Origin of the sequence: Sphingomonas sp. DC1600-2 (genome assembly GCF_049897605.1) — a bacterium.
Classification (GTDB): domain Bacteria; phylum Pseudomonadota; class Alphaproteobacteria; order Sphingomonadales; family Sphingomonadaceae; genus Sphingomonas.
This window is the reverse complement of record NZ_JAFCWO010000003.1, coordinates 425,070-451,340: the sequence shown is the minus strand read 5'-3', so window position 1 is coordinate 451,340 and position 26,271 is coordinate 425,070. Positions and strand designations below refer to the sequence as shown.

At 65.4% G+C, this 26,271-nt stretch carries 32 protein-coding genes; 21 read left to right on the top strand and 11 right to left on the bottom strand.

The features are described from left to right. Positions 1-49: 49 nt before the first annotated feature. The 6 genes from ACP7BL_RS08900 to ACP7BL_RS08875 all read left to right on the top strand — a co-directional run bounded on the left by ACP7BL_RS08900 (position 50) and on the right by ACP7BL_RS08875 (position 4,926). Positions 50-520 carry a dihydrofolate reductase gene (locus tag ACP7BL_RS08900; RefSeq protein ID WP_033963098.1) on the top strand — a complete coding sequence of 157 codons (471 nt, stop codon included), beginning with the start codon at positions 50-52 and terminating at the stop codon, positions 518-520. A gap of 107 nt (positions 521-627) precedes the next feature. Beyond that, entirely contained in the window at positions 628-1,812 is a 1,185-nt protein-coding gene (locus tag ACP7BL_RS08895; protein WP_033963099.1) for a dipeptidase, read from the top strand. 7 nt (positions 1,813-1,819) lie between these two features. After that, complete coding sequence (locus tag ACP7BL_RS08890) at positions 1,820-2,755, top strand: bifunctional riboflavin kinase/FAD synthetase (RefSeq protein ID WP_126848909.1); 936 nt, start codon at positions 1,820-1,822, stop codon at positions 2,753-2,755. Between the two features lie 668 nt (positions 2,756-3,423). Beyond that, positions 3,424-3,741: a glycine zipper 2TM domain-containing protein gene (locus tag ACP7BL_RS08885; RefSeq protein ID WP_033963191.1), complete on the top strand. Its 318-nt coding sequence runs from the start codon at positions 3,424-3,426 to the stop codon at positions 3,739-3,741. A gap of 72 nt (positions 3,742-3,813) precedes the next feature. Then, positions 3,814-4,242, top strand: a complete 429-nt coding sequence (locus ACP7BL_RS08880) for an OsmC family protein (RefSeq protein WP_033963195.1) — start codon at positions 3,814-3,816, stop codon at positions 4,240-4,242. Between the two features lie 135 nt (positions 4,243-4,377). Next, positions 4,378-4,926: a glycine zipper 2TM domain-containing protein gene (locus ACP7BL_RS08875; RefSeq protein ID WP_033963101.1), complete on the top strand. Its 549-nt coding sequence runs from the start codon at positions 4,378-4,380 to the stop codon at positions 4,924-4,926. 56 nt (positions 4,927-4,982) lie between these two features. Here the strand turns inward: ACP7BL_RS08875 and ACP7BL_RS08870 are convergent, their stop codons facing one another. After that, positions 4,983-5,213 carry a hypothetical protein gene (locus ACP7BL_RS08870; protein WP_033963103.1) on the bottom strand — a complete coding sequence of 77 codons (231 nt, stop codon included), beginning with the start codon at positions 5,211-5,213 and terminating at the stop codon, positions 4,983-4,985. 122 nt (positions 5,214-5,335) lie between these two features. On the opposite strand from ACP7BL_RS08870, the gene ACP7BL_RS08865 reads away from it, so the two are divergent. From ACP7BL_RS08865 to ACP7BL_RS08835, 7 genes are all read left to right on the top strand, one after another. Beyond that, positions 5,336-6,115 (top strand): hypothetical protein, encoded by a 780-nt coding sequence (locus ACP7BL_RS08865; RefSeq protein WP_033963106.1) that lies wholly within the window; start codon positions 5,336-5,338, stop codon positions 6,113-6,115. Positions 6,116-6,226: 111 nt separating this feature from the next. After that, entirely contained in the window at positions 6,227-6,601 is a 375-nt protein-coding gene (gene crcB / locus ACP7BL_RS08860) for a fluoride efflux transporter CrcB (protein ID WP_033963108.1), read from the top strand. Next, complete coding sequence (locus tag ACP7BL_RS08855) at positions 6,598-7,707, top strand: RluA family pseudouridine synthase (RefSeq protein WP_426258127.1); 1,110 nt, start codon at positions 6,598-6,600, stop codon at positions 7,705-7,707. The genes crcB and ACP7BL_RS08855 overlap by 4 nt, the downstream gene beginning before the upstream one ends. 6 nt (positions 7,708-7,713) lie before the next feature. Further along, complete coding sequence (locus tag ACP7BL_RS08850; protein WP_426258126.1) at positions 7,714-8,313, top strand: FMN-binding negative transcriptional regulator; 600 nt, start codon at positions 7,714-7,716, stop codon at positions 8,311-8,313. Further along, positions 8,310-8,981 (top strand): HAD-IA family hydrolase, encoded by a 672-nt coding sequence (locus ACP7BL_RS08845; RefSeq protein WP_426258125.1) that lies wholly within the window; start codon positions 8,310-8,312, stop codon positions 8,979-8,981. Before ACP7BL_RS08850 ends, ACP7BL_RS08845 begins: the two co-directional genes overlap by 4 nt. Further along, complete coding sequence (locus tag ACP7BL_RS08840) at positions 8,978-9,199, top strand: hypothetical protein (RefSeq protein ID WP_426258124.1); 222 nt, start codon at positions 8,978-8,980, stop codon at positions 9,197-9,199. The genes ACP7BL_RS08845 and ACP7BL_RS08840 overlap by 4 nt, the downstream gene beginning before the upstream one ends. Before the next feature lie 46 nt (positions 9,200-9,245). Further along, positions 9,246-9,962, top strand: coding sequence for an ATP12 family protein (locus ACP7BL_RS08835; RefSeq protein WP_426258123.1), 717 nt, complete (start codon positions 9,246-9,248; stop codon positions 9,960-9,962). Here the strand turns inward: ACP7BL_RS08835 and gmk are convergent. From gmk to ACP7BL_RS08815, 4 genes are all read right to left on the bottom strand, one after another. Further along, positions 9,912-10,568 carry a guanylate kinase gene (gmk, locus tag ACP7BL_RS08830; RefSeq protein ID WP_426258240.1) on the bottom strand — a complete coding sequence of 219 codons (657 nt, stop codon included), beginning with the start codon at positions 10,566-10,568 and terminating at the stop codon, positions 9,912-9,914. The two genes, ACP7BL_RS08835 and gmk, sit on opposite strands and share 51 nt — an antisense overlap. A 51-nt stretch (positions 10,569-10,619) precedes the next feature. Beyond that, positions 10,620-10,841 carry a hypothetical protein gene (locus ACP7BL_RS08825; RefSeq protein ID WP_010407351.1) on the bottom strand — a complete coding sequence of 74 codons (222 nt, stop codon included), beginning with the start codon at positions 10,839-10,841 and terminating at the stop codon, positions 10,620-10,622. 228 nt (positions 10,842-11,069) lie between these two features. Further along, a complete protein-coding gene (fumC, locus tag ACP7BL_RS08820) occupies positions 11,070-12,458 on the bottom strand; it encodes a class II fumarate hydratase (protein WP_426258122.1) in 1,389 nt (462 codons plus the stop codon). Between the two features lie 139 nt (positions 12,459-12,597). Further along, positions 12,598-13,080, bottom strand: a complete 483-nt coding sequence (locus ACP7BL_RS08815) for an SspB family protein (RefSeq protein WP_033963122.1) — start codon at positions 13,078-13,080, stop codon at positions 12,598-12,600. A gap of 97 nt (positions 13,081-13,177) precedes the next feature. On the opposite strand from ACP7BL_RS08815, the gene hisB reads away from it, so the two are divergent. The 8 genes from hisB to ACP7BL_RS08775 all read left to right on the top strand — a co-directional run bounded on the left by hisB (position 13,178) and on the right by ACP7BL_RS08775 (position 19,169). Further along, on the top strand, positions 13,178-13,765 hold the full coding sequence (gene hisB / locus ACP7BL_RS08810; protein WP_010407347.1) for an imidazoleglycerol-phosphate dehydratase HisB: 588 nt from the start codon (positions 13,178-13,180) through the stop codon (positions 13,763-13,765). Positions 13,766-13,928: 163 nt separating this feature from the next. Continuing rightward, positions 13,929-14,534: an imidazole glycerol phosphate synthase subunit HisH gene (gene hisH / locus ACP7BL_RS08805; protein ID WP_137903234.1), complete on the top strand. Its 606-nt coding sequence runs from the start codon at positions 13,929-13,931 to the stop codon at positions 14,532-14,534. After that, positions 14,531-15,265: a 1-(5-phosphoribosyl)-5-[(5-phosphoribosylamino)methylideneamino]imidazole-4-carboxamide isomerase gene (gene hisA / locus ACP7BL_RS08800; RefSeq protein ID WP_341204660.1), complete on the top strand. Its 735-nt coding sequence runs from the start codon at positions 14,531-14,533 to the stop codon at positions 15,263-15,265. The genes hisH and hisA overlap by 4 nt, the downstream gene beginning before the upstream one ends. A gap of 220 nt (positions 15,266-15,485) precedes the next feature. After that, entirely contained in the window at positions 15,486-16,253 is a 768-nt protein-coding gene (gene hisF / locus ACP7BL_RS08795) for an imidazole glycerol phosphate synthase subunit HisF (RefSeq protein ID WP_426258121.1), read from the top strand. Further along, entirely contained in the window at positions 16,250-16,582 is a 333-nt protein-coding gene (locus ACP7BL_RS08790; RefSeq protein ID WP_426258120.1) for a hypothetical protein, read from the top strand. Before hisF ends, ACP7BL_RS08790 begins: the two co-directional genes overlap by 4 nt. A gap of 31 nt (positions 16,583-16,613) precedes the next feature. Next, positions 16,614-16,934, top strand: coding sequence for a phosphoribosyl-ATP diphosphatase (locus tag ACP7BL_RS08785; protein ID WP_426258119.1), 321 nt, complete (start codon positions 16,614-16,616; stop codon positions 16,932-16,934). A 176-nt stretch (positions 16,935-17,110) separates the two neighbouring features. Next, on the top strand, positions 17,111-17,488 hold the full coding sequence (locus ACP7BL_RS08780; RefSeq protein WP_341204656.1) for a histidine triad nucleotide-binding protein: 378 nt from the start codon (positions 17,111-17,113) through the stop codon (positions 17,486-17,488). Between the two features lie 91 nt (positions 17,489-17,579). Then, a complete protein-coding gene (locus tag ACP7BL_RS08775; protein WP_426258118.1) occupies positions 17,580-19,169 on the top strand; it encodes an amino acid permease in 1,590 nt (529 codons plus the stop codon). A gap of 100 nt (positions 19,170-19,269) precedes the next feature. Here the strand turns inward: ACP7BL_RS08775 and ACP7BL_RS08770 are convergent, their stop codons facing one another. The 6 genes from ACP7BL_RS08770 to ACP7BL_RS08745 all read right to left on the bottom strand — a co-directional run bounded on the left by ACP7BL_RS08770 (position 19,270) and on the right by ACP7BL_RS08745 (position 26,252). After that, positions 19,270-20,268 carry an adenosine kinase gene (locus tag ACP7BL_RS08770; RefSeq protein WP_426258117.1) on the bottom strand — a complete coding sequence of 333 codons (999 nt, stop codon included), beginning with the start codon at positions 20,266-20,268 and terminating at the stop codon, positions 19,270-19,272. Positions 20,269-20,338: 70 nt separating this feature from the next. Then, positions 20,339-21,271, bottom strand: a complete 933-nt coding sequence (locus tag ACP7BL_RS08765; protein ID WP_426258116.1) for a 50S ribosomal protein L11 methyltransferase — start codon at positions 21,269-21,271, stop codon at positions 20,339-20,341. 154 nt (positions 21,272-21,425) lie between these two features. Then, positions 21,426-22,634, bottom strand: a complete 1,209-nt coding sequence (locus ACP7BL_RS08760) for an ABC transporter permease (RefSeq protein WP_426258115.1) — start codon at positions 22,632-22,634, stop codon at positions 21,426-21,428. Beyond that, the gene (locus tag ACP7BL_RS08755) at positions 22,634-23,422 is read right to left on the bottom strand and encodes an ABC transporter ATP-binding protein (protein WP_231565285.1); all 789 of its coding nucleotides are present in this window, start codon (positions 23,420-23,422) and stop codon (positions 22,634-22,636) included. The genes ACP7BL_RS08760 and ACP7BL_RS08755 overlap by 1 nt, the downstream gene beginning before the upstream one ends. Further along, positions 23,397-24,782 carry an efflux RND transporter periplasmic adaptor subunit gene (locus ACP7BL_RS08750; RefSeq protein ID WP_426258114.1) on the bottom strand — a complete coding sequence of 462 codons (1,386 nt, stop codon included), beginning with the start codon at positions 24,780-24,782 and terminating at the stop codon, positions 23,397-23,399. The genes ACP7BL_RS08755 and ACP7BL_RS08750 overlap by 26 nt, the downstream gene beginning before the upstream one ends. Further along, positions 24,783-26,252, bottom strand: coding sequence for an efflux transporter outer membrane subunit (locus ACP7BL_RS08745; protein WP_426258113.1), 1,470 nt, complete (start codon positions 26,250-26,252; stop codon positions 24,783-24,785). Positions 26,253-26,271 lie beyond the last annotated feature (19 nt).

Sequence of the window (26,271 nt, the reverse complement as noted above, 5' to 3'; positions counted from 1 at the left end):
CGCTAGATCTTCCCTCGCCATCAGCGGCGCGGCGCGGCATGAGGGGCGGATGATCACGCTCTATCTCGCGCGCGCCGACAATGGCGTCATCGGTGCCGAGGGTGCCTTGCCCTGGCACCTCCCGGCCGATCTCAAGCGTTTCAAGGCGCTGACGATGGGCACGCCGATGGTGATGGGGCGCAAGACCTTCGAGAGCTTCCCGGCCCCCCTGCCCGGTCGTCGCCATATCGTGCTGACGCGCGATCGCGACTGGTCCGCGCCGGGTGCCGAGGTGGCCTATTCGGTCGATGCCGCGTTGGCGTTGGCGGGCGACGGGGACGTCGCGGTAATCGGCGGGGCCGAAATCTTCGCGCTGTTTACCCCTTTGGCGGACCGGGTCGAACTGACCGAGGTTCACTTGATGCCCGCAGGCGACGCGATCGTTCCGGCGTTTGCGGGCTGGCACGAAACCGCGCGCGAAGACCATCCCGCCGAGGGCACGCGCCCGGCCTATAGCTTCGTGACGCTGGACCGGCCCTAATCGCCATCTGCGGGCTTGCCCCCGCCGCCAGCGCGCAGCATATCAAGCGCTGGATCGGACACGGCAAAGGCGTCGATACAAGTCCGGCATGACGGGGAGCGACTTCGATGCGCAGGATCTTGCTGGCCGTACTGGGCCTGGTGCTGGTTGCCGCGCTTGCCTTTTTCACGCTCGCCCCCGGCATCGTCGAACGGTCGATGAACCAGGTGGTCGCGATCCCGCTCAAAATCACGCCGCGCGCCCGCGCGCTGCACGCGACCCTGCAAATCGCCGACATGCACGCCGACACGTTGCTGTGGCAGCGTAGCCTGCTCGACCGGTCGGAGCGCGGGCAAATCGATCTGCCACGCCTGCTGGCTGGCAATTATACGCTGCAAGTGTTCTCCTCGGTGACCAAGACGCCCAAGGGCCAGAATTACGACGCGAACCCGTCCGATACCGACAATATCACCGCGCTCGCCATCGCCGATCTGCAGCCCCCGCGCACCTGGGGATCGCTGCTGCAACGCTCGCTGTGGCACGCACAAAAGCTGGATCGCTACGCGGCTGCGTCAAACGGTCAGTTGCGGGTGATCCGCTCACCTGCCGATCTCGACCGGCTGCTGGCGGATCGCGCGGGCGGGAAAAAGGTGGTCGGCGGGATGCTCTCGATCGAGGGCCTGCAAGATCTTGAGGGCAAGCTGGCCAATCTCGATGTCCTGTATCGCGCCGGTTTCCGTATGGCGGGGCTCGCGCACTTCTTCGACAATGAAGTGGCGGGGTCGATGCACGGCGAGGCCAAAGCCGGGCTTACCCCGCTCGGTCGGCAGGTGGTGCGACGGATGGAGGCGCTCGGCATGGTCGTCGACGTCGCGCATTCCAGCCACGCGACGATTGCCGAAGTGCTGGCGATGGCACAGCGCCCGGTCGTCGCCAGCCATGGCGGCGTGCAGGCGACCTGCAAGGTCAACCGCAACCTGACCGATGACGAGATTCGCGGCATCGCCCGCACCGGCGGCGTGATCGGGATCGGCTATTGGGATGCGGCGATCTGCTCGACACAGCCCGCCGCCGCCGCTGCTGCGATTGCGCATGTGCGCGATGTGGCGGGGATCGATCATGTCGGGCTGGGATCGGACTTCGACGGCGCGGTGACCACGGGCTTTGACGCCAGCCAGTTGGCCGCCGTGACGCAGGCACTGATCGATCACGGCTTCAGCGACGGCGACATCGCCAAGGTGATGGGCGGCAATGTCCTGCGCGTCCTCAAGGCCGGGATCGCCCCTAGCGCAGCCGCAAACCGGGCCGTATAGCGCGCTCATGCAGCGGCTCGACGGCGGCTCGGTGGTTCCCGCAGCCTTGCGCGCGGGGATCGTCGCGCTTGGCAATTTCGATGGATTTCACCTTGGCCACCAGGCGGTGGTCGGTCGCGCGGTGGAACGCGCGCGCGCGGAGGGTCGCCCGGCGCTGGTCGCCACTTTCGATCCGCATCCCGTACGCCATTTCCGTCCCGACACCGCCCCGTTCCGCCTGACCACGCTCGACCAGCGCGAGCGGCTGTTCGCCGAAGCCGGGGCCGATGCGATGATCGTCTTCCAGTTCGATACGGCACTCGCCGCGCTGAGTGCGGTGGAGTTCGTCGGCGACCGGCTGCTCGACACGATCGGCATCGGCGGAGTCGTAACGGGCGAGGACTTCACCTTCGGCAAGGCCAAGAGCGGCACGGTCGCGGTGCTGGCCGATCTCGGCCGCAAGAACGGCTTTTCGGTCGATACCGTCGGCCCGGTCATGCTCGACGGAGAACCCGTCTCCTCGAGCCGAATCCGCGCGCTGCTGGAGGCGGGGGACCCACGTGGCGCGGCACGGCTGCTGACGCGCCCGTTCGCGGTGGCGGGCACGGTGCAGCATGGCGACAAGCTCGGCCGTACGATCGGCTATCCCACCGCCAATCTCGATATGGGCAGCTATTTGCGCCCGGCTTATGGCATCTATGCCGTGCGCGGGCGCTTGCCCGACGGGCGCGTGCTCGATGGCGCAGCCAATCTCGGCATTCGCCCGAGTTTCGATCCCCCCAAGGAATTGCTCGAGCCGTTCTTCTTCGATTTTTCCGAAAATCTCTATGGCCAGACGATCGAGGTCGCCTTGATCGAGTATCTGCGGCCCGAAGCGAAATTCGACACGCTCGACGCGCTCACGGCGCAAATGGAACAGGATTGCGCGCGGGCGAAGGTCATCCTGGCCGAGGAGCCGCGATAAGCGCCGACACCGCAAAAGGGGCCGACATTGCTGCCGACCCCCTGTCGCCTCATCCGAATGCGCTGGACACTGCCCGGGAAGGAAGCGTCCGCGCCATTCAGTCTTGGCGGCTCGCCTCGACCGCGCCCAGAGGACATCGACCGACGCGTTTCGGCGATCTTCGGCCCATCGCCCTCTCCCCGTGAAAGAAGGGGCGCGCGGACCGTCCGTCACCTACATCCTGCCCCTTCGTCGCGGAACGACCGGGCCAGGATATATTTGGAAGGGCGTCTCGTAATCGCCGGTGAAGCGCCTTGCCTGCGCAAAGCGACGCCGCACGATCCTTGCCATCCTTCCGCTGCTGACCGATCGCAGGTTTCCGAGCGGCACCATACCATCTCTCGCAGCATAAGTAGCTGATGTTTCTTCGGTTTCCCGCTTCTTCATCCGCTGCTTACAATCCAGATGCTGTCATGGGCCGCGAGTCGCGCCAAGCCCTGAAATGACCAGGCCACCCTGTGAATACTGTGGATAACGGGGATAATATCGCGCGCGTAAAGCAGGCTGCCTTCGCCCTACATTTACCTGAACACACGGTTATTTCAGGTTCATGAAACTTAAGTACAATCGAGATCGTTACGTTAGCGAGATTGATTCAAAGCAAGTCGCACCTCATGGGAGAAAATCATATGCGTACCTTCATCCTCGCGCTCAGCGCTGCCGCCGTCGCGATTCCTGCCACCATGGTCGTCCCGACCACGCAGGCCGAGGCACGCCGCCACCATTATCAGCCGCGTGAATATCAGGGCCGCGACGGGCGTCGCTATTGCCGCCATTCCGATGGGACCACCGGTCTGATCGTCGGCGGCGTCGGCGGCGCGCTGCTGGGCAATTCGGTCGCTGGCCATGGCGACAAGACCTTGGGCACCGTGCTCGGCGGCGTCGCTGGTGCCTTCGGCGGACGGGCGATTGATCGTGCCAGCACGGCGGACCGTCGCTGCAACTAAGCAACGTCACACGATCACCCTATATCAGGCGCGGACCAGCAACGGTCCGCGCCTTTTTATTGGAGAATGAGCATGACGACACGCAGCGGATCGGCCAGCTATGACGGTTTTGGCAAGGACGGCAAAGGCCATGTCTCCACGCAATCGGGCGTCCTGTCGGACACGCAATATGGCTTCAGCAGCCGTTTCGAAGACGGCATCGGCACAAACCCCGAGGAATTGATCGCTGCGGCGCATGCGAGTTGCTTCACCATGGCACTCAGCTTCGCGCTGGCCGGTGCCGGTTTCAGCGCCGGCAAGCTGGAGACGACCGCGAAGGTGACGCTCGACAAGGATGGCGACGGTTTCTCCATCACCAAATCCGCGCTCGACCTGAAAGCGACCATCGCCGACATTTCGCCCGAGCAATTCGAGGCAATTGCCGCCGGTGCCAAGGCGAATTGCCCGGTGTCGAAAGTTCTCAATGCCGAAATCACGCTAACCCACTCTCTCAACGCGTAATTACGGCAAGAAATTCGACGACGGTCTTTCCTTGCGGGGGCGTGAACGCAGTGTAGTTTTGCGTTCACGCAACCTCGTGCGTGCCGGTGTGTTCTGTCCATGATCCAACACGGATTACCGCAAGGAGCATTTTGCATGCGCACGTTTTTTCTCGCCGCCGCCATGGCCGCGACCGCCCTGTCCGCGCTTCCCGCCACCGCGCAGGACTATCGCGGCGACCGCCAGGACCAGCGCGGCGATCGACCCGATCAACGCGCCGACCCGCGTAATGACGGTCGCGATCACCGCGATGAGGGGCGCGACCGTCGCGATGACGGCCGTGATCGCGGCGACCACCGTCGTGACGACCGTCGGGCCAACTGGCAGCAATATCGCAGCTATGATTACAATCGCTACGAGCCGGGCCAGCGCACCTATTATGCCGACCGTTATTATCGCGATGGCCGCTATTACCAGCCGCGCCGTCTCGGCCGGAACGACCGCATCTATCGCGGCAGCGACAACCGTTATTATTGCCGTCGCAGCGATGGCACCACCGGGCTGATCATCGGCGGCCTGACCGGCGGCCTGCTCGGCAATAGCCTGGCGGGTGGCGGTTCGCGCACGCTCGGCACCTTGCTCGGCGGCGGTGCGGGCGCGCTGCTCGGCCAGTCGATCGATCGCGGCAAGGTCATCTGCCGCTAAAGCCTCTTTGGCGACAAAACGAACGGCCCGGCGCGCCCGCGTCGGGCCGTTTGCCGTTACAGCAAGCCACCACCAAGGATCAGGCGAACCACCGCAACGACGATAACGAAAATATTGAAGTTACGGCCACTCTTATGCCCCGATAAAACACCGATGGCCGCGCCGACCACCGCGATCGGCAGCGCGAGATAATTGGCGATTCCGAAAAACGGCACCAGCCCGACCAACGCCACCGGCAGCGCCAACAGGCCCACCAGAATCGAGAAGAGATTGACGACAAAGCCCATGCGGGGATCATGACGCCCCCCGCTGCCGCGCGCAACCGACGATGGCACCGCGCCGCTATGCCCAACGATTTTTTAACCGAACCCGGTGCAAAAGCGGAGACCGATATTGGAGCTTTCGATCGATGGTCCGCATCCGCCTCCGCATCCTGAGCGCCGTGGCTTTGCCGCTCGCTCTGCTGGCGTGCGGCAAGCGCGATGACGACCGCAATCTCGATTCGCTCGATAACGAACTGGTCGAGGCGGGCTCGGGCAACGCCAATGTCAGCGACCCGGCGATGACCGCGGCGCTGCACGACCAGATCATGGTCGATCCCGCGCTCACCCAACATGCCAATGCGGACAGCGTCCGACCACCGGCACAGCCGTATTCGGGCGGCGTACCGCCAACCGGCATCGCACAGCCGCCGGGCAGAACCCCCGGATCCGCCGGAGCCTCCACCAGCGAAACGATCAAATCCGCCCCTGCGCCGAGCAAGGATTGCCCCGGCTGCACCGCCGCCCGCGAATCACTGACGTTGGGCGCGCTCGCCGCGCGCCAGACGAACCGCCGCACCAGCGCCTGCGCTGGCGCACTGCGCTATTCGGCGAGCTGGGCCGATCGCCTCCCCGCCGATGTCCCGCTGTACCCCGGCGCGCGCGTGACCGAGGCCGCCGGCGCGAACACCGGTGCGTGCGCGCTGCGCGCGGTCAGCTTCTCGACCAATGCGCGGCTGCAAACCGTGGTCGATTGGTATTATACCCGCGTCACCAACACCGGCTTCACCGCCGAACATCAGTCGGACGGGACCCAGCATACGCTGGGCGGCACGCGCGACCGGGATGGCGGGGCCTATGTGCTGTTCCTCACGCCGCGCCGCGATGGCGGCACCGATGTCGATCTGATCGCCAATAACGGCAATTAAGCTGGGTTTCGACGGCGCGATACCCACGCCGCTCGGCCACAAAACCACCCCCTGCGCGGCGGCGTTGGGGAAAAGGTTCATTTTTGTGTCAATCCGCGCTAACGCACCCTCATGTATCATCTTATCCTCGTCATGGCGGGCGGCGCGCTCGGTTCGGCCGCGCGCTTACTCGTCGGGCGCGCCACGCTCGCCGGGTTCGGCCCCAATTTCCCTTATGGCACGCTGACGGTCAATCTGGTCGGCGGGCTGGCGATGGGGGTGCTCGCCGGTATTCTTGCGCGCCACCCAAACAGCGAGGCGTGGCGCTTGCTGCTCGGCGTCGGCGTGCTCGGCGGTTTCACCACCTTCTCGTCCTTCTCGCTCGATACCATCGCGCTGATCGAGCGCGGTAGTATCGGAACGGCGCTCGGCTATGTGCTCGTCTCGGTAATCGGGTCGATTCTCGCCGTGTTCGTCGGCCTCACCGCCGTGCGGGTGGCGGCATGAGCGACGGCCCCACCAAAGCAACCTCCGATGTCCGCCAGTTCACTGTTGGCGTGGACGATGACGGCATCCGGCTCGACCGCTGGTTCAAGCGGCATTTGCCCGACACCAGCTACACCACGGTCGCGAAATGGGCGCGCACCGGCCAACTCCGCGTCGATGGCGCGCGCGCCAAGCCCGGCGATCACGTCGCCACCGGTCAAGCGATCCGGGTACCGCCCGCCGAACCGGTCCGGGTCGATGCCCCGGTCAAGCGCGAACGACCGCCGCTCAGCGATGACGAGATCACCTTTGCGCGAGAGATGGTCATTCATCGCGATGCCCAGGCGATCGTGCTCAACAAGCCGCCCGGCCTCGCCACGCAAGGCGGCACCAAGACGATCGAGCATGTCGATGGCTTGCTCGATGCCTTGCAGGACGATCTGGAGGGCCGCCCCAAGCTGGTCCACCGGCTCGACAAGGACACGAGCGGAGCCCTGCTGATCGCGCGCACCGCGCGTGCCGCCGCCTATTTCTCCAAATCCTTCTCCTCGCGCACTGCACGCAAAACCTATTGGGCGCTGGTCGTCGGCGTGCCCTCGATCGAGGACGGGATGATCGAACTGCCGATCGCCAAGCAGCCCGGTTCTGGCGGCGAGAAGATGCATGTCGATGAAAAGGAAGGCAGCCCGGCGCGGACGCGCTACCGCGTGATCGAAATGGCGGGCACCACCACCGCCTGGCTCGAGCTGATCCCCTATACCGGCCGCACGCACCAGTTGCGCGTACATCTGGCAGCGATCGGCCATCCCATTGTCGGCGACGGCAAATATGGCGGGCAGGCGGCGTTTCTCACCGGCAATATCTCGCGCAAAATGCACCTGCATTCCAGGCGGATTCGCATCGATCACCCCGATGGCGGCGCGATCGACGTCCAGGCCGAATTGCCGACGCACTTCGCCGAAAGCCTCAAGCAATTGGGCTTTGACGAGATGCTGGGCAACACCATGCCGCTCGAATCGCCACCCCCGCCAAGCCGCGCGGTCAAGAAGCAGCAGGCGCGCCAGCACGCCAAGACCGTCCGCAAGGACCGCAAGGGCGAACGGCGGCGTCGGGGCGCGTCGGACTAGTCCACGATGCATCCGAACCGCGCCTTCCGCTTTGCCGATGATGTCTCGATGCTCGATTTCGCGGCCAAGCGAGCCTTTGCGCACATCTTCGTGAGCACGCCCGAGGGGCCTATGGTAGCGCATGCCCCGGTTACGCCCTTCGACGGAGCCTTCCGCTTCCATGTCGCGCGCGGCAATCGGATCGCGCGGCACCTGGATGGCGCGACGCTGCTGCTCAGCATCAGCGCGACCGACGGCTATATCAGCCCGAGCTGGTACGCCGACCCGCAGGGACCACAGCATGTGCCGACATGGAATTATGTCGCGGTCGAGATCGTCGGGACGGCGCGCTTGCTTGATGAGAGGGAACTGACCGCACAGCTCGATACCCTCGCCGCGCTCAACGAGCCGCGTGTTTCGCCCGAGCTGCCATGGACGCGTGGAAAAACCGACCCGGAATATTTCGAGACATTGCTCAAGAGCATCATCGGCGTTGAAGTCGCGGTGGAAACGGTACGTGGCACGACCAAGCTCAGCCAGCACAAATCGAACGAAGACAATGTCGGTGTCATCGCGGGCCTGCGGCGAAGCGGCAATCCGGCGCTCGCAGAAGCGATGACTCGATGAACCGCCTCGCGCTCTTCGATTGTGACGGCACGCTGGTCGACAGTCAGGACAACATCTGCCGTTCGGTCGAGCACGCCTTCGCAGGGGCGAGCCTCACCCCACCGGACCGGTCGGCGATTCGGCGGATCGTCGGGCTGAGCCTGGTCGAGGCGATGCAGCAGTTGCTGCCCGAGGGCGAGGATGCGCTGCACCAGAGCCTCGCCGCCGACTATAAGGCCGCCTTCTTCAAGATGCGCACAGCCGGAGCGATGGCCGAGGAGCCGCTTTACGCCGGGATCGTCGACGTGCTCGATCTGTTGCGTGCAGATGGCTGGCACCTGGGCGTCGCCACCGGCAAATCCGATCGCGGGCTTGCCCATATCCTGGCGCATCACGGCATTGCCGACCGCTTCATCACGCTCCAGACCGCCGACCGCCACCCCTCCAAGCCGCACCCGTCCATGATTGAGACAGCCATGGCCGATTCGGGCGCAACCCCCGAAACAACGGTGATGATCGGCGATACCAGCTATGACATGCTGATGGCACGCGCGGCGGGGGCACGCGCGCTTGGCGTCGCCTGGGGCTATCACCCCGTGGACGAGCTGACGGCTGCGGGCGCGCATGCCATCGCATCGACGGTGGCGGCGCTGCCCCAGCTAGTCACGTTTCAGGAGACACCGCGGTGACCGATCCCGATGCGACCATTCGCAATCGCTATCTTGCGATCACCGCGACGCGGCTCGCCGGGTCGGCCGGAGCCTTGCTCGGTCTAGTGCTGATCGCCCGCGCCGATGCCCCGATTCCCAAGGTTATCGGCACCGCGCTGGTGCTCTCCGCCCTGCTGATGATTGCGATCGTCCCACGCGCGCTGGCGCAACGCTGGCGCACGCCCCCGGCGGAATAGCCTACGCCGGTTCGACATAGCGCACCGCCGCGCTATGGAGACCTCCATGAAACGCTTCTGGACCCACGTCACCCTCGACGACAGCCGCTCCGTCCAGCTCGACGGCAAGCCCGTGCGCACCCCCGGCCGCGTGCCGCTGGCACTGCCGACCGCTGCCCTGGCGGAGGCGGTGGCCGAGGAATGGCGCGCGGTCGAAGGCGAGATCAACCCGCTCGCCATGCCGCTGACCGGCCTCGCCAACGCCGCGATCGACCGGGTCTCGCCCGATCCGGCATTGTTCGCGCGCGGGCTCGCCACTTATGCCGACAGCGACTTGCTCTGTTACCGCGCCGATGCGCCCGAGGATCTGGTCGCGCGCCAGGCGGCGGCATGGGACCCGCTGCTCGATTGGGCGCGCGCGCGCTATGACGTGCAGATCGAGGTCGCCACCGGCATCCTCCACCGCGCGCAGCCCGCCGCGACGCTCCAGCGACTCGGGTCCGCTATCGCCGCACGCGATGCGTTCGCGCTCGCGGCGCTCTCGCCGATCGTCACCATCGGTGGATCGCTGATCGCGGCGCTGGCCCTGGCCGAGGGCGCGGCGAGCGCCGAACAGGTCTGGGACGCGATCACGCTCGACGAAGACTATCAGGCCGAACGTTGGGGCCGCGATCCGCTCGCGGCCGCCGGAATCGAAGCGCGGCGTCGCGATTTCGACGCTGGCGTGCGCTTCTTATTTCTCGGGCAGGCGGCGGATGAAGCCGATCATGCCACGCTGGCGTGAGCGCTTGAGCCGCTCGGCGGTCAGGATGGTCTGCACGCAGTCATAGCAATCGTCGAGATCGTCATTGACCAGCACATAATCATAGCCGTCCCAATGGCTCACTTCGGCCAGCGCACGGTCCATGCGCCGGTCGATCACCTCCTGCGTGTCGGTCGCGCGCTTTTCGAGGCGCTCGCGCAGCGTCTTGAGGCCCGGCGGCAGGATGAACACGCGCACGACGTCACCGCCGGCGAGCTGGAACAATTGCTGCGCGCCCTGCCAATCGATGTCGAACAGAATGTCCTGGCCGTGTTCGAGATCCTTGAACACGGTGTCGCGCGGCGTGCCGTAGCGTTCGTCGAACACGCGCGCCCATTCGAGGAACTGGTCGTCCTCCGCCATGGCGCGGAAGGTTTCCTTGTCGACGAAGTGATAGTCCTTGCCCTCGACCTCGCCCTTGCGCATCGGCCGGGTGGTGTAAGACACTGACATTTTGAGCTTGTTGCGCTCTTCCTTCAGCAGCCGGTTGGCGATCGTCGACTTGCCCGCCCCGGACGGAGAGGACAAGACGAACATCAGTCCGCGGCGTTTGAAGTTCTTGGGTTGAGAAGCGCGATGGTCGACCATGCGCGCCTTTGGCGCGGGCATGGCCGTCCCGTCAAGGCATGGCGTGGCCGATCAACGCTCGGCGGTGCTGGTTCCGAACACCTGATCCTTCACTTTACCGATCCCGCGCAGCACCAGCCAGCCAGTCGCGAAGGTCAAGGCCAGCGGAATCACCGCCTTCACGACATTGGCGGCAATCGCGCCTTCGATCGCACCATCGATGCTGCTGTCATCACCGCTCGCGCCATCGATCGCACTGCCAATCGCCGCACCAATCAGGGTCGTGAAACTCATGTCTAGTCTCCCATTCGCCGCTTGAGCGCGCGACCGGCGATATGGTTCCTGCCCAAACCCCGCGAAGCGGAACACTTCTCCTCCACAAATCGCGCACCCGCGCTACATCCCACCCACTCTCTGCGCCTCTGCGTCCTCCGCGCCTCTGCGCGAACAAAAAAGAAGAATGATTCGCGCAGAGGCGCAGAGGACGCGGAGCAGAAGGAGAGAGAGAATGCCTGCGGCGCTTCAGACCATCGTTTCGGGGCGGACTAAGCGATCGAACGTCTCGGCGTCGACCAGTCCGAGCGCCAGCCCCGCTTCCTTGAGCGTCAGGCCTTCATGGTGCGCGTGCTTGGCGATCTTCGCGGCATTGTCATAGCCGATTTCGGGCGCAAGCGCGGTGACCAACATCAGCGAACGCTCGACCAGTTCGGCGATCCGGTCGCGATTCGGTTCGATCCCCTCGACGCAGCGCTCAGCGAAACTCGCCATGCCGACGCTCAGCAGATCGATCGAGCGCAGCAGCGCCGCGCCGATCATCGGCTTGAACACATTCAGTTCGAGATGCCCCTGTAGCCCCCCGATCGTGATCGCCTGATGATTGCCGATCACTTGCGCCGCCACCATCGTCAGCATTTCGCACTGCGTCGGGTTGACCTTGCCCGGCATGATCGAGCTGCCGGGCTCATTCTCCGGCAAATGCAGTTCGCCCAGCCCCGAACGCGGGCCCGAACCCAGCAAGCGAATATCGTTGGCGATCTTGGTCAGCGCCACCGCCAGCGTATTGAGTGTGCCCGACACGTGCACGATCGGATCGTTCGAGGCGAGCGCCTCGAACTTGTTGGGCATGGTTTCAAAGGCAAGGCCGGTGATCGCCGCCACCTCGGCCGCAAACGCCTCGGCGAAACCGGCGGGCGCATTGAGGCCGGTGCCGACCGCCGTGCCGCCTTGCGCGAGCAACAGCATATTGTGGGTGATCGCCGGTTCGATGCGGTGATAGCAACGGTACAATTGCACCGCGTACCCCGAGAATTCCTGCCCCAGCGTCAGCGGCGTCGCGTCCTGCAAATGCGTGCGACCGATCTTCACAATATCACGCCACGCCTCCGACTTGGCCTTCACCGCGCGGTTGAGCCGGTCGAGCGCGGGCAACAGCCGCTGCGTCGCGGCAAGCGCCGCCGCGATGTGCAGTGCGGTCGGGAAACTGTCATTCGAGGACTGGCTTTTGTTGACGTGATCGTTGGGGTGGACCGGCACCTTGCCGCCGCGCGTGCCGGTCAGCAGCTCATTGGCGCGCCCGGCAATCACTTCGTTGACGTTCATGTTGGACTGGGTGCCGCTGCCCGTCTGCCAGATGACCAACGGGAACTGATCGTCGAATTTGCCCGCCACCACTTCCGCCGCCGCCGTCTCGATCGCGTCGGCAATCTCGGCGGGCAGGCCATGCTGGCGGTTCACCCGTGCCGCCGCCTGTTTGACGATGGCGAGCGCGTGGATGATCGCGATCGGCATGCGCTCGGTCGCAGGAAACGGGAAATTCTCGATCGAACGCTGTGTCTGCGCGCCCCAATAAGCGCTGGCCGGGACTTCGATGGGCCCAAGCGAATCGGTTTCGGTGCGGGTATTCTGAACCATGCCAACTCCGTCATGCCGGGCTTGTCCCGGCATCCACCGGGCTGCAAAGCCGATCGGTTGCGATGTGCGGCACGGTGGACCCCGGGACAAGCCCGGGGTGACGAAAAGGGTCGTATAAAGAGTCGTTTATACGGCCAGCTTACTTCTTCCGCTTGAAATCCACCGCGACGACGTTGGATCCATCCTCGACCGGCTTGATCGTCGGGCCGTCATTCTCCGCTTCGTCATGCGGCTCGGGGCCTTCGGGGCCTTCCGCCGCCTGGAAGCGCAATTCGAAACTGACCGCCGGATCATGAAAGAGGGTAATCGCCGAATAGGGAATCACCAGCTTGGACGGCACCTGGTTGAAGCTAAGGCCGATCGAAAACTTGGTGTCGTCTACCAGCAGATCCCAATAGCGGTTCTGCATCACGATCGTCATTTCATCGGGAAAGCGCTCGATCAGGCGTTGCGGAATGTCCACGCCCGGTGCCTGCGTCTTGAAGGTGATGTAGAAGTGATGCTCGCCCGGCAGGCCGCCATTGCTGGCGACCGACCCCAGCACCCTCCCGACCACGGCACGCAACGCCTCCTGGACGATTTCGTCATAGGGAATCAGACTATCGGGAAGGCCATCGCTCATGCGCCCTTGGGTAGCGGGCTTTGCGTCGTCGTCAAGATTGGGGAGTCAACATAGGCAGCAAGATTGCATGCGGTCGCAAGCGCGTTATGGGGAAAGCATGCGTACCGCCACGATCAGCCGCCACACCAGCGAGACGTCGATCGACGTCACCGTCAACCTCGATGGCACGGGAGCCTATACGGTCTCCACCGGCATCGGCTTCTTCGATCATATGCTCGAACAGCTCAGCCGCCATTCGCTGATCGACATGCATATCAAGACGGTGGGCGATCTGCACATCGACCAGCATCACACGGTCGAGGATACCGGCCTTGCGATTGGCGAAGCCGTGCTGAAGGCGCTGGGCGAAAAGCGCGGCATCCGCCGCTATGCCGATGCGCTGTCGCCGATGGACGAGACGCTCACGCGCGTCGCGATCGATATTTCGGGTCGGCCCTATCTGGTGTGGAAGACCGCCTTCTCGCAGAAGAAGCTGGGCGAGATGGACACCGAAATGTTCGAACATTTCTTCCATTCCTTCGCGCAGACCGCGGGCATCACGCTGCACATCGAGACGCTGTACGGCACCAACAACCACCATATCGCCGAAGCCGCGTTCAAGGGCGTCGCGCGGGCGTTGCGCGAAGCGGTCGAGCTCGACCCGCGCAAGGCAGGCGTGATCCCCAGCACCAAGGGGACGTTGTGACGCTCCCCTTCCGCTTGCGAGTTCTGGGTCAACAGCGCCCCGCGCTGTTGAGGATGTGCCGGGGGCACATCCGACCCGGAACTGGGCTGGGGGAGGGCCTGCCCTTCCGGCCCGCTATCTTGCCATCCCCTCCCCTAACCCCTCCCGCAAGCGGGAGGGGAATGTGACGCTGGCCCTGATCGATTATGGCGCAGGCAACCTGCATTCGGTCGCCAATGCGCTGAAGGCGGCGGGCGCCAGCGACGTGCTGATCACCGCCGATGCCGCCGCCGTCGCGACTGCCGACCGTATCGTCCTCCCCGGAGTCGGCGCGTTCGGCGCGTGCGCGGCGGCACTCCGCGCAGTGCCGGGCATGGTCGAGGCGCTCGAACAGCGCGTGCGAAGCGACGCGGTGCCCTTCCTCGGCATTTGCGTCGGTATGCAATTGATGGCGGATACCGGCGAGGAACTGGGCACGCATGCCGGGCTCGGCTGGATGCGCGGCACCGTCCGCCACCTTACCCCTGCCGACCCTACCGCCAAAGTGCCGCATATGGGCTGGAACGATGTCGTCCCCAGCGTCGCACATCCGCTGATCGTGCCGGGCGAAGCCTATTTCCTGCATTCCTACGCCTTCGAGGGCGACGATGTGATCGCGGGGACCGATCATGCCGGGCCGGTCACCGCCGCCATTGGCCGCGACAACATGCTGGGCGTGCAATTCCACCCCGAAAAGAGCCAGCGTTACGGGCTCGATCTTCTCACGCGATTCTTGAGCTGGAAACCATGAGCCTTATCGTTTTCCCCGCGATCGATCTGAAGGGCGGCCAGGTCGTCCGCCTGGCCGAGGGCGATATGGACCGCGCGACCGTCTATGGCGACGATCCCGCCGCGCAAGCGATGCTGTTTGCGCAAGCTGGCGCGCAGCATCTCCACGTCGTCGATCTCGACGGGGCGTTCGCGGGCGAATCGGTCAATGGCGAGGCGGTGCGCGCGATCGTCGAGCGCTTCCCCGGCCATGTGCAATTGGGCGGCGGCATCCGCGATCGCGCCGGGATCGAGCGCTGGTTCGATCTGGGCGTGTCGCGCGTGGTGATCGGCACCGCGGCGCTCGAAAACCCCGAGCTGGTCCGCGCGGCGGCGCGCGATTTCCCCGGCGGCATCGTCGTCGCGGTCGATGCGCGCGATGGCTTCGTCGCGACCAAGGGCTGGGCGGATGTCTCCACCGTCGAAGTGATCGACATGGCGCGGCGGTTCGAGGATGCGGGCGTTGCCGCGCTGCTCTTCACCGACGTCGGGCGCGACGGCTTGCTGAAAGGCTGCAATGTCGAGGCAACCGTCGATCTGGCGCGCGCGGTGCGTATCCCGGTCATCGCCAGCGGCGGGGTAAAGGGCATCGCCGAGATCCACGTGCTCGCGCTGCACAACCGCGATGGTGTAGAAGGCGTAATTACGGGGCGCGCGCTGTATGACGGGCGGCTCGATCTGGCGGCGGCGCTGGCTGTGGCGGCGGCGGCGTGAGCTTTTACCTCGCAACCGCGCTGGCGCTCGCAGTATGTTTGATTGGTGCCACCCTTACATGGCGCGATTTCAGTCGTGGCACGTCGGTGCATTGGATGGGTGGACAACGGATCGATGTGACCCGCGCAGCTAGTCCGACGCTCTTTTGGGTAGCTATTCTGGGTAGGGTGGCCTTAATCGTTGGACTTATCACTTGGTCAATTTTTCTGCTCCCTCCCCTATGACCGTCCGCGCGCGCGTCATTCCCTGTCTCGACGTCGCCAATGGCCGCGTCGTCAAGGGCGTCAACTTCGTCGAGCTGCGCGATGCGGGTGATCCGGTCGAGCAGGCCCGCGCTTATGATGCGGCGGGGGCGGACGAACTGTGCTTCCTCGACATCACCGCCAGCCATGAGGCGCGCGGCACGATCCTCGACGTGGTGCGGCGCACCGCCGAGGTCTGCTTCATGCCGCTGACGGTCGGCGGCGGGGTGCGCTCGGTCGAGGATGCGCGCGCGCTGCTGCTGGCGGGGGCGGACAAGGTCGCGATCAACAGCGCGGCGGTGGCGCGGCCCGAACTGGTCGCCGATCTCGCCGACCGCTTCGGCAGCCAATGCGTCGTCGCCTCGGTCGATGCGCGGCGCGTCGAGGGCGGCTGGGAAGTGTTCACCCATGGCGGCAGGCGGGCGACCGGCATCGATGCCGTCGCGCACGCACTGCGGCTGGCCGAGCTTGGCGCGGGCGAATTGCTCGTCACTTCGATGGACCGCGACGGCACGCGGCAAGGCTTCGACCTCGCGCTCACGCGCACCATCGCCGATCAGGTGCGCGTGCCGGTGGTCGCCTCGGGCGGGGTCGGCGGCTTGTCCGATCTCGTCGCGGGGATCAGCGAGGGCCATGCCAGCGCAGTGCTCGCCGCCTCGATCTTCCATTTCGGCGAAGCGAGCATTGCCGACGCCCACGCCGCGCTGGCAGCAGCGGGCATCCCGGTACGGCGGCCGGTCGCGTGAAGTTCTCGATTCGCCACCACCCCGGCGAACGCCGGGGCCCAGATGCGCCAGCGTCGGCAAGCTGGGACCGCACCATGATTTCCGAAGTGTCGCGACTGGGCCCCGGCGTACGCCGGGGTGGTGCTGGGGCGCAACTGGCCTGTTCAACAGCGATCCTCGGTCTTCAAGCCGTAACACCCGCCCTCGCCGCTCCGCACAGCGGTGTGCCGAAGGTCCGCACCGGGCCTGAACTCTCGGACATCGCCTTGTTCGTGGTGGCTGCAATCGGCGTGTTCGTGGTGCGCCGCGCTTTGCGCAAACGCTTCCTGAAGCGCCCGCCCAAGGATTGACGCGCGGCGGCACTTGCGCCAGCCGTGGCGCATGGCCCAAGACCCGATCGACCAGCTCGAAGCGACGATCCACGCCCGCAAGGGTGCCGATCCCGCAACCTCCTACACCGCCAAGCTGTTCGCACGCGGCCGCAAGAAGATTGCGCAGAAGGTCGGCGAGGAAGCGGTCGAAACCGTCATCGCCGCTTTGGTCGAGGATAAGGCCGCACTGGTCGGAGAGGCGACCGATCTCGTCTTCCACCTGCTCGTGCTGCTGGCCGAGTGCGACGTCACGCTCGACGACATCCGCGCCGAAATCGCGCGGCGCGAAGGCGTGTCGGGAATCGACGAAAGGGCCGCGCGAAAGGCCTAATGCTCCCCTCCCGCTTGCGGGGTGGCCGCTTCTTTCTCCCCTCGCTTGCGGGAGGGGCCTTCTTTCTCCCCTCCCGCTTGCGGGAGGGGTTGGGGGAGGGCATGAAGCCCACACCGCCGGGAGCCCCAGGAGGAAAGCCCCTCCCCTAACCCCTCCCGCCCGCGGGAGGGGAATTTATGCCCGTCGACGCAACACTGCCCTATGACGACCAGAACGTCTTCGCCAAGATCCTGCGCGGCGAGATTCCCGCGACGCGGCTGTACGAGGACGACTATGCCCTCGCCTTTCCCGACATCAACCCGCAATCCCCGACGCACATCCTGGTTATCCCCAAGGGTGCCTATGTCTCGTGGGATGATTTCAGCGCAAAGGCGTCCGATGCCGAAATCACCGGCTTCGTCCGCGCGGTCGGCAAGGTCGCGCGCGATGCCGGACTGGTCGCCCCCGGATACCGGCTGCTCGCAAATAGCGGCACCGATTCGCACCAGGAAGTGCCGCACCTTCACGTCCATATCTTCGCCGGGCGCGCGCTTGGGCCGTTGCTCGCGCGCTAAGGGGATTGCGCGCGCCCGTTTTGGCTTTAGGCTCGTATAGTAAGCGCGCGTATCGGTGGATCGCGCAGCACACACGTGGGGATCCAACTGCATGATTTTTGACAGGGTGAAATCTCTGGACGCGATTCTCGCGACCGCCGAAAAGAAGGGTCTGCATCGATCGCTGGGCGCGTTCCAGTTGACGATGCTCGGCATCGGCGCGGTGATCGGTACGGGTATCTTCGTGCTCACCTCCGAAGCCGCGCAAAAGGCCGGGCCGGGCATGTTGCTCAGCTTCGTCGTGGCGGGCTTCGTCTGTGCCGTCGCCGCGTTATGCTATTCCGAACTGGCTTCGATGGTGCCGGTCTCGGGCTCCGCTTATACCTACACCTATGCCGTTACCGGCGAATTGCTGGCGTGGATGGTCGGCTGGGCGCTGATCCTCGAATATGCCGTCGGCGCGAGCGCGGTCGCGGTCGGCTGGTCGAACCATTTCGTCGGCTTGCTTACGGGTCTCGGCGTGCACGTGCCCGCCGCGATCAGTAACGCCGACGCTTTGATGGCGCATGTCGCGGTCGCCTTCGGTGCGACGCCCAATGCCGATCTGACCACGGCAATGGCGACAGGCGGCTGGATCAACTTTCCGGCGGTCGTGATCGTCGGCCTGGTGACCTGGCTGCTAGTGATCGGCACCACCGAGAGCGCGCGCGCCAACGCCGTGCTCGTCGCGATCAAGATCACCGCGCTGACCGCGTTCATCATCCTGACCATTCCGGTCCTCAAATCGAGCAATTTCAACCCGCTGATCCCGACCGGCACCGCCGGTGTGTTCGGCGCGGCGGCGTCGATCTTCTTTGCCTATGTCGGCTTCGACGCGGTTTCGACGGCGGCCGAGGAAACCAAAAACCCGCAGCGCAACGTGCCGATCGGCCTGATCGCGTCGCTTGGCGTGTGCACCATCTTCTATCTGCTCGTCGCCACCGGTGCGATCGGTGCGATCGGCGCGCAGCCGGTGATGAGCGGTGGCATTCCGCTGTCGCCGGGCTCGCCGGAGCTTGCTGGCCGCTGCGCCAGCATCGTCGCCAGCGGGGCTCTCGAGCCGCTCGTCTGCTCCAAGGAAGCGCTGGTGCACGTGCTGACGTCGATCGGCTGGCCCGCCATCGGTCGCCTGGTTGGCCTCGCCGCCGTGCTGGCGCTGCCGTCGGTCGTGCTGATGATGATGTTCGGCCAGACCCGCGTATTCTTCACGATGGCGCGTGACGGTCTGCTCCCTGCCAAGCTCGCTTCGGTCCATCCGAAGTTCCGCACCCCGCATGTGGTGACCGTCGTCACCGGCATCGGCGCGGCGCTGGCGTCGGCGGTGCTGCCGGTCGGCAAGCTTGCCGATTATTCCAACTCGGGCACGCTGTTCGCCTTCTTCATGGTGGCGGTGTCGGTTATGGTATTGCGCAAGACCGATCCGTCGCGGCGTCGTCCGTTCCGCACGCCGGCGGTCTACATCATCGCACCGCTGGCGATCATCGGCTGCCTTGGCCTGTATTTCTCGCTGCCGCTCACCGCTATTCTGGTGCTGCCGGGCTGGGGCGCGATCGGGTTGATCGTGTATTTCCTCTACAGCCGTTCGCGCAGCCATGTCGGGCGCGGCATCACCGAGGTGGTGTCGGACGACGATCTGGCACCCTTGCCGCCGGGCTCGATCTGAGCCGGGTCGCACCGCACACGAAAAAGGCCGGGGAGCGATCCCCGGCCTTTTTTATATCTCGCGCACGTCTCCCCTCCCTGAAAGGGAGGGGAGGAAGGTTTCAGCCGAGCTTGCTGGCGATCAGCGCCTTCAGGTCGACCTGCGCACGCGCGCCATAATGCGAGATGATCTCGGCGGCGCAAATCGCGCCCATCTTGAGCGAGGCCTCGATGCTCTTGCCCTGCGCCTGACCGCGCAGGAAACCGGCGGCGAACAGGTCGCCCGCGCCGGTGGTGTCGACCACACGCTCGATCGGCTCGGCGGGGACGCTGACGATCTTGCCGCCCGACACCGCGATCGCGCCATGCTCGCTGCGCGTCACCACCAGCATCGGCACTTCGGCCGAGGCGGCAGCCACCGCCGCGTCGAAATCCTCGGTGCCCATCAAGGCGGTGATCTCCGCTGCATTGGCGAACATGATGTCGATCAGACCATCGGCCATCAGCTTGCGGAAGTCGCCGCCATGGCGCGAGATGCAGAACACGTCGCTCAGCGTGAAGGCGACCTTGCGCCCGGCCTTGCGCGCAACCTCGATCGCGGCGCGCATCGCCTGGCGCGGCTCTTCCGGGTCCCACAAATAGCCTTCGAGATACAGGATCGCGGCGCTGGCGATCAGGTCACGGTCGAGCGCCGCCTCGGGCAGGAATTGCGAGGCACCGAGGAAGGTGTTCATCGTGCGCTGACCATCGGGCGTGACGAAGATCAGGCAGCGTGCCGTCGTCGGTGCGCCTTCGCGCGCTGCGGTGGTGAAATCGATGCCGACCGCGCGAATGTCATGCGCGAAGATGTCGCCCAGTTCATCGTTGGCGACCTGGCCGATAAAGCCACACTTGCCGCCCATCGCGGCGATGCCCGCCACGGTGTTGGCGGCAGACCCGCCGCTCGCCTCGATGCCCGGGCCCATCTTGGCGTAGAGCGCGTCGGCTTCCTCCGGCGAGAACATCAATTGCATCGAGCCCTTGGTCATCGCCGCCTCGGCGAGGAAGGCGTCGTCGGACTGCGACAACACGTCGACGATGGCATTGCCGATCGCGACGACGTCGTAGGTGGGCTCGGTCACAGAGGGTCTCCGGTCAAAAAAGGTTGCTGCGCCGTACCGGGGCCTCGGCCACGACGCAACCGCCCGCCGGTCAGAGGTCGAGCGCCCAGCCGTCGCGGCCCTTGGGGTCGATCGGCCTGGTCGGCACATAACGCTCCGCCCCCGCCGTCAAGCGCAGGATCGACCAGTCGCCGCGCCGGTCGACCGCGTCCAGCGTGCAGCCGCATTCGCCAAACGCCGCGACCACATCGCCGCGCTGCGTCTCCAGCAGCCCCGCCAGCACGATGGTGGCACCCGGGGCCGCGATCGCGGCGATTTCGGGTGCCATCGACACCAACGGGCCTGCCAGAATATTGGCGATCAGCAGATCATACGGCGCACGCGCGGTAATGCTGTCGTCAAGCGCGCCATCGGCAACGATCAAGTCGATCGCCGGAATTGCGTTCAGCTCGGCATTCTCGCGCGTCACCACGATCGCGCGCGGGTCGATGTCGGTCGCGACGATCGTCGCCCCTGGCCACAAATGACGCGCAGCAAACGCCAAAAGCCCCGTCCCCGTCCCGACGTCGATGATGTTGTCGAAACCCCAGTCCGCCATCCCATCGAGCATCGCGAGACATCCCGAGGTGGTCGCATGATGCCCCGTCCCGAACGCCTGCCCTGCCTCGATCAGGAAAGCGCGCCCGCCCGGCGGCGGCGCGACCGGGTACGCGCTGGTGTGGACGACGAAGCGCCCTTCGGCGATCGGCTCCAGCCCCTGCTGGCTGAGCGTCACCCAATCCTCGTCCTCCAGCTTTTCGATCACGGGTGGCGCACCAGCGGCACTCGGCACCAACGCGCAGATCGCGGCGATCGTCTCAGGCGTGGGCTCCGCCTCGAGATAGGCGTCGAGCCGCCAATGTTCGCGGTCATCTTCCTCGATTTCGGTCGTCATCAGCACGACGCCCTCGGCGACATCCTCGGCGGCATCGATCGCCTCGGCTTCGGCGCGGGTGCAGGGCAGGCTCACTTTCCAACTGGTCATGCCAGCCTCCTGCCCATCCCCTTTACCCCGCGCAAGCGGGCATCATATTCTTCTCTGCGTCCTCCGCGCCTCTGCGCGAAAAAAAGAAGATTCTGTTCGCGCAGAGGCGCGGAGGACGCGGAGGAAGTAAGGGCGAGAGAAGTGCGCTGCGCGCCTATTCGTGGCGCAGCGCGTCGATCGGGTTGAGCGAGGCCGCGCGGCGCGCCGGGAAATAGCCGAACACCACACCGATCAACGCCGAAATGCCAAAGGCGATGATGTTGATTTGCGGCACGAACAGGTAATCGACCTTCATCACGCCCGATAGCCCCAGTACCGCCACTTGCGCCACGATCAGCCCGATCACCCCGCCCAGCATCGACAAGGCAATCGCCTCGACCAGAAACTGCATCAGCACCTCATTCGCCACTGCGCCGATCGCGAGGCGGATGCCGATCTCGCGCGTGCGTTCGGTTACCGACACCAGCATGATGTTCATGATGCCGATGCCCCCCACGATCAGGCTGATCGCCGCCACCGTGGTGACGATGCCGGTGAGCAAGGTCGTCGATTGCGTCAGCGTCGCGGAAATCTGCGCGGTGTCGAAGATGTTGAAATCATCGTCCTTGCCGCCGGTGATGTTGCGCCGTTCGCGCAGCAGATTCTCGATCGCGGCCTGCACTGCGGCACTCGAATACGCCTGGTCGACGCCGACCAGCATCAGCTTCAGATCGGTCGAACCGGTAAAACGGCGCTGCACGGTCTTGAGCGGCATGATCACGACATCGTCCTGGTCACCGCCAAAGCCGGCCTGGCCGCGCTTCGACAGCAACCCGATCACATCACACGAAATCCCGCCGATCCGCATCCGCGTACCGAGCGGAGAGCCACCGCGATAAAGATTGTCGTTAACGGTATTGCCGATGATACAAACCGATTTGCCCGCAGCCTCCTCGGTCGGCGAGAAATAGCGGCCCTCGGTCAACGGCCATGGTTGCACCAGGAAATATTCGTTGGTGGTGCCATTGACGGTCGTCGACCAGTTCGCGCCTTCGTAAATTGCGGTCGCGGACGTGCCTGCCTGCGCCGCCACAGCGGTGACCCCGGCGATTTGATCGCGGATCGCGGCCACGTCCTGCGGCTTGAAATCGGGCGGACGCGGCCCGCCGCCGCCACGGCCGAAGCCCTGTCCCGGACGCACTTGCAGGATGTTGGTGCCCAGCGACGAGATCGATTTCTGCACCGCCGCCGTGGTGGCGTTGCCGAGTGTCACCATCGTCACCACCGCCGCCACGCCGATAATGATGCCGAGCGTCGTCAGGAACGACCGCAATTTGTGCCGCGAGATCGAGCGCAGCGCGAGGATGAGCGTGGTGCCGAGCATCAGTCGAACGCCGGAACCTGGCCGGGCGCATGCTGCGTATCGACGCGCTCGACCAGGCCGTCCTTGAAATGCACGATCGTGCGCGCAAACGCCGCCATGTCGGGCTCGTGCGTCACCATAATCACCGTAATCCCGCTGTCGCGGTTGAGCCCGGCGAGCAATTGCATGATCTCGACCGAGCGTTCCGAATCGAGGTTGCCGGTCGGCTCGTCGGCCAGCAACACCGCCGGGCTGGTGACGATCGCACGCGCGATCGCAACGCGCTGCTGCTGCCCGCCCGACAGCTCAGCAGGCGTGTGATCCCACCAGTCGGCCAGCCCGACCTTGTCGAGCGCCGCCATCGCCGCCGCGCGCCGCGCCTTCTTCGCGTCACCGCGATAGAGCAGAGGCAGTTCGACATTCTCCAGCGCGCTGGTGCGTGCGAGCAGATTGAACCCCTGGAACACAAACCCAAGATATTTGCGCCGCAGCAAAGCGCGCTGGTCTCGATCCAGCGTTTCGACATGCACGCCCTTGAACTGGAAGGTCCCGCCGCTCGGCACGTCGAGACAGCCGAGGATGTTCATCGTCGTCGATTTGCCCGATCCGCTCGCCCCCATCACCGCCACGAAATCCCCTTCGGCGATGTCGAGGTCGATGCCCTTCAGCGCCAGGAACGCGGTCGCGCCCTCGCCATAGGTCTTGGTGACGCCGCGCAGGCTGATGATCGGCTGGCCCGCGGCGGGCCCGATCCGTGCGCCGCGCTCGATCGCGACGGGCGCGCTACTGGCCACCGCTCTGCCCGCCATTGCCCTTGCGCTTGCTCGATCCGGGAGCCGTAGCGCCGGTCGCCAATTGCCCGGTGATGACCTTGTCGCCGACCTTGAGGTCACCGCCGATAACTTCGGTCATCGTGCCGTTGCTCTCGCCCGTGGTGATTTGCACCGGCTGCGGCATGCCCGTCGCATCGGCGACATACACTGTCTGCGATCCCCCGCGCTTGACCGTCTCGCCCTTGGTCGAGCCAGCCCCGCCGCGCCGCGGCCCGCGCGGAATCAGGGCACCCGCAATACCGCTGTTCGCGCTGGCTCCCGTCGCCGCCGGCTTGAAGCGCAAGGCGGCATTGGGCACCAGCAACACATCGGTCTTGGCGCTGGTGATGATGTCGGCGGTCGCCGTCATCCCAGGGCGCAATTGCAGGTCGCCATTGGCGACACTGAGCGTTGCGCTGTACGACACCACCTGCCCGGTGGTGGTGGTTGTCGAGGTCGTGGTGGATGTCTGCGCGCTCAGGTTCGACCCGAGATCGACGCGCGTGATCGTGGCGGGAAAGGTCTTGCCGGGAAAGGCATCGACCGTGAAGGTCGCCTTCTGCCCCTGTTTGACCGATCCGACATCGGCCTCATCGATCGCGACCTGCAATTTCATCGCCGACAGATCCTGCGCGATGACGAACAAGGTCGGCGTGCTGAACGATGCGGCAACGGTCTGGCCCGGCTCGATCTGGCGCGCGAGCACCACGCCGTTGACGGGCGAGCGGATCACGGTCTTGAGCAACTGCGTGGCGTTGGACGACAGCGTCGCGCGCGCCGACACCACATTGGCCTCGGCCGCCTTCACATTGGCGATGGCGCGGTCACGATCGGCAAGCCCCTGTTCCAGCTCGGTCTTGGCCGGTACGCGCCCGCCCGACAGGCGGCTGACTTCCTGCAAGCGCGCCAATTGCGCGACCGACTGTGCCAGCGTCGCCTGGTTCTGCGCCACGGTTGCCTGCGCGGCGTTGAGCGCGGCCTGGCTCTGGTTGACGGCATCCTGAAAACGCGAGGGATCGACCAAAGCGAGCGGCTGACCCTGGGTGACCCGGTCATTGACGTCGACCACCACCTTGGTGACCAGGCCCGACAATTCCGAGCCGACCTGCACCTGGTTGGTGGGAGCAAGCTTGCCCGTTGCGGAAACGCTGACCGATAGCGCGCCGCGGGCGACGGTTTCGGTGGCATATTCGGGCTTGGCGCTTCCGGCGAGGCAGCTCTTTAGCGCCAAAAGCAGCAGGATCACGCCAAGCGCGACCGCCCCCCATTTGGCCCAGCGCCGCCACGCAGGAACCGGCTTGGCCCCCAGAAAGGCGTCCAGATCGGGACGAGTGTTGGAGGTGGCGGGATCGGCCATTTATCGTACCTGCGCGGGAGAAGAAGAAGTCGGGAGCGTCGTCGGATCGGCAGCACTGTCCCAGCCGCCGCCGAGCGCGAGATAGAGCTGGACCAGGGCATTGGCGCGATCGGACTGCGCCTGCGACAAGCCGTTGCGCGCCGACAACAGGCTGCTCTCGGCGGTGTTGAGCGTGGTAAAATCGGTCAAACCCGCGCGATACTGGCTGCGCGACAGGATCGCGGTGTTGTTGGCGGCATCGAGCGCGATGGTGAATTCCGCCACGCGACGCTTGGCACTGTCGAGCGCGACCACGGCATTTTCGACATCTTCCAGGCCGGTCAGCACGGTCGACTTATACGCCGCCAGCGCACCGTCTGCGGCGGCTTCGTTGGCGCGGACTTGCGAATGCAGCCGCCCGCCATTGAAGATCGCCTGGGTCAGCCCGGCAAAGGCCTGCCCCGCAATCGTCTGGAACAAATTGCCGATCTTGGACGCATCGGTCGAAAAGCTGCCGCTGATCGCCAGCGCCGGATACAGTTGCGCCTTGGCCACGCCGATCTGCGCGACAGCGGCGGCCAGCGAGCGTTCGGCCGCGCGCACGTCGGGGCGCTGGCGCAGCGTATCGACCGGAATGCCCGTCGCGACCGAATCCGGCCCGGCGGGGATCGGTTTGACCGCTTCCAGCTCGGCTTTCAGCGCGCCCGGTGCCTGCCCCGTCAGCACGCCGAGCCGCGACACCGCCGCGTTGTAATTCTGTTCGAGCGTCGGGATGGTCGCCGCCGTGCTGGCGCGCTGCGAGCGCGCCTGTTCGGCATCGAGCGACGACACCAGCCCCGCTTGCACGCGGAAGCCCGCAATTTCGAGATTGTCGTCCTGCAGCACCAGCGAGCCGCGCGCATTGGCAAGTTGCGCCTGATACAGCCGCGCCAGCATGTAATTGCGCGCGGTTTCCGCCTGGGTCGACAGCAGGACGGTGGCATAATTGAAGCCCGACGCCTGATATTGCGCGCGGCTGGCATCGATGGTCCCGCGGATCTCACCGAACAGCCCGGCCTGATACGACGCGCTTAGCCCGACCGACAGCGTGTCGCCGGAACCGCGCCCGGTGATGATCGTCGCCCCGCCCGGCAAAGTGGTGGTGCCGCCGACAATGCTTTGCGATCGGGTATAGCCCGCCGATCCACTCAGCGTCGGCAACAACTGCGCGCGCGACTGGATCAGCGCTTCGCGTGCCTGGCGCAACCGTGCGACAGCCTGCGCGATATCGAGGTTGTTGACGCGCGCGCGCTCGACGATGCTGGCCAGCAAGGGATCGTCGAAATTGGCCCACCATGTCGTGATGTTGGCCAAGGGCCGCGTGTCGGCGGCCACCGAATACCCATCGGGAACGCCCAGCGCAGCCGGGGTGGCGGGGTGGTAGGCGGGTCCGACCGAACACCCCGCAATCGGCAATGTCAGGGCGAGCAACAGGACGATCGGGGAGCGCATGATCCCTATTTGGCTAATA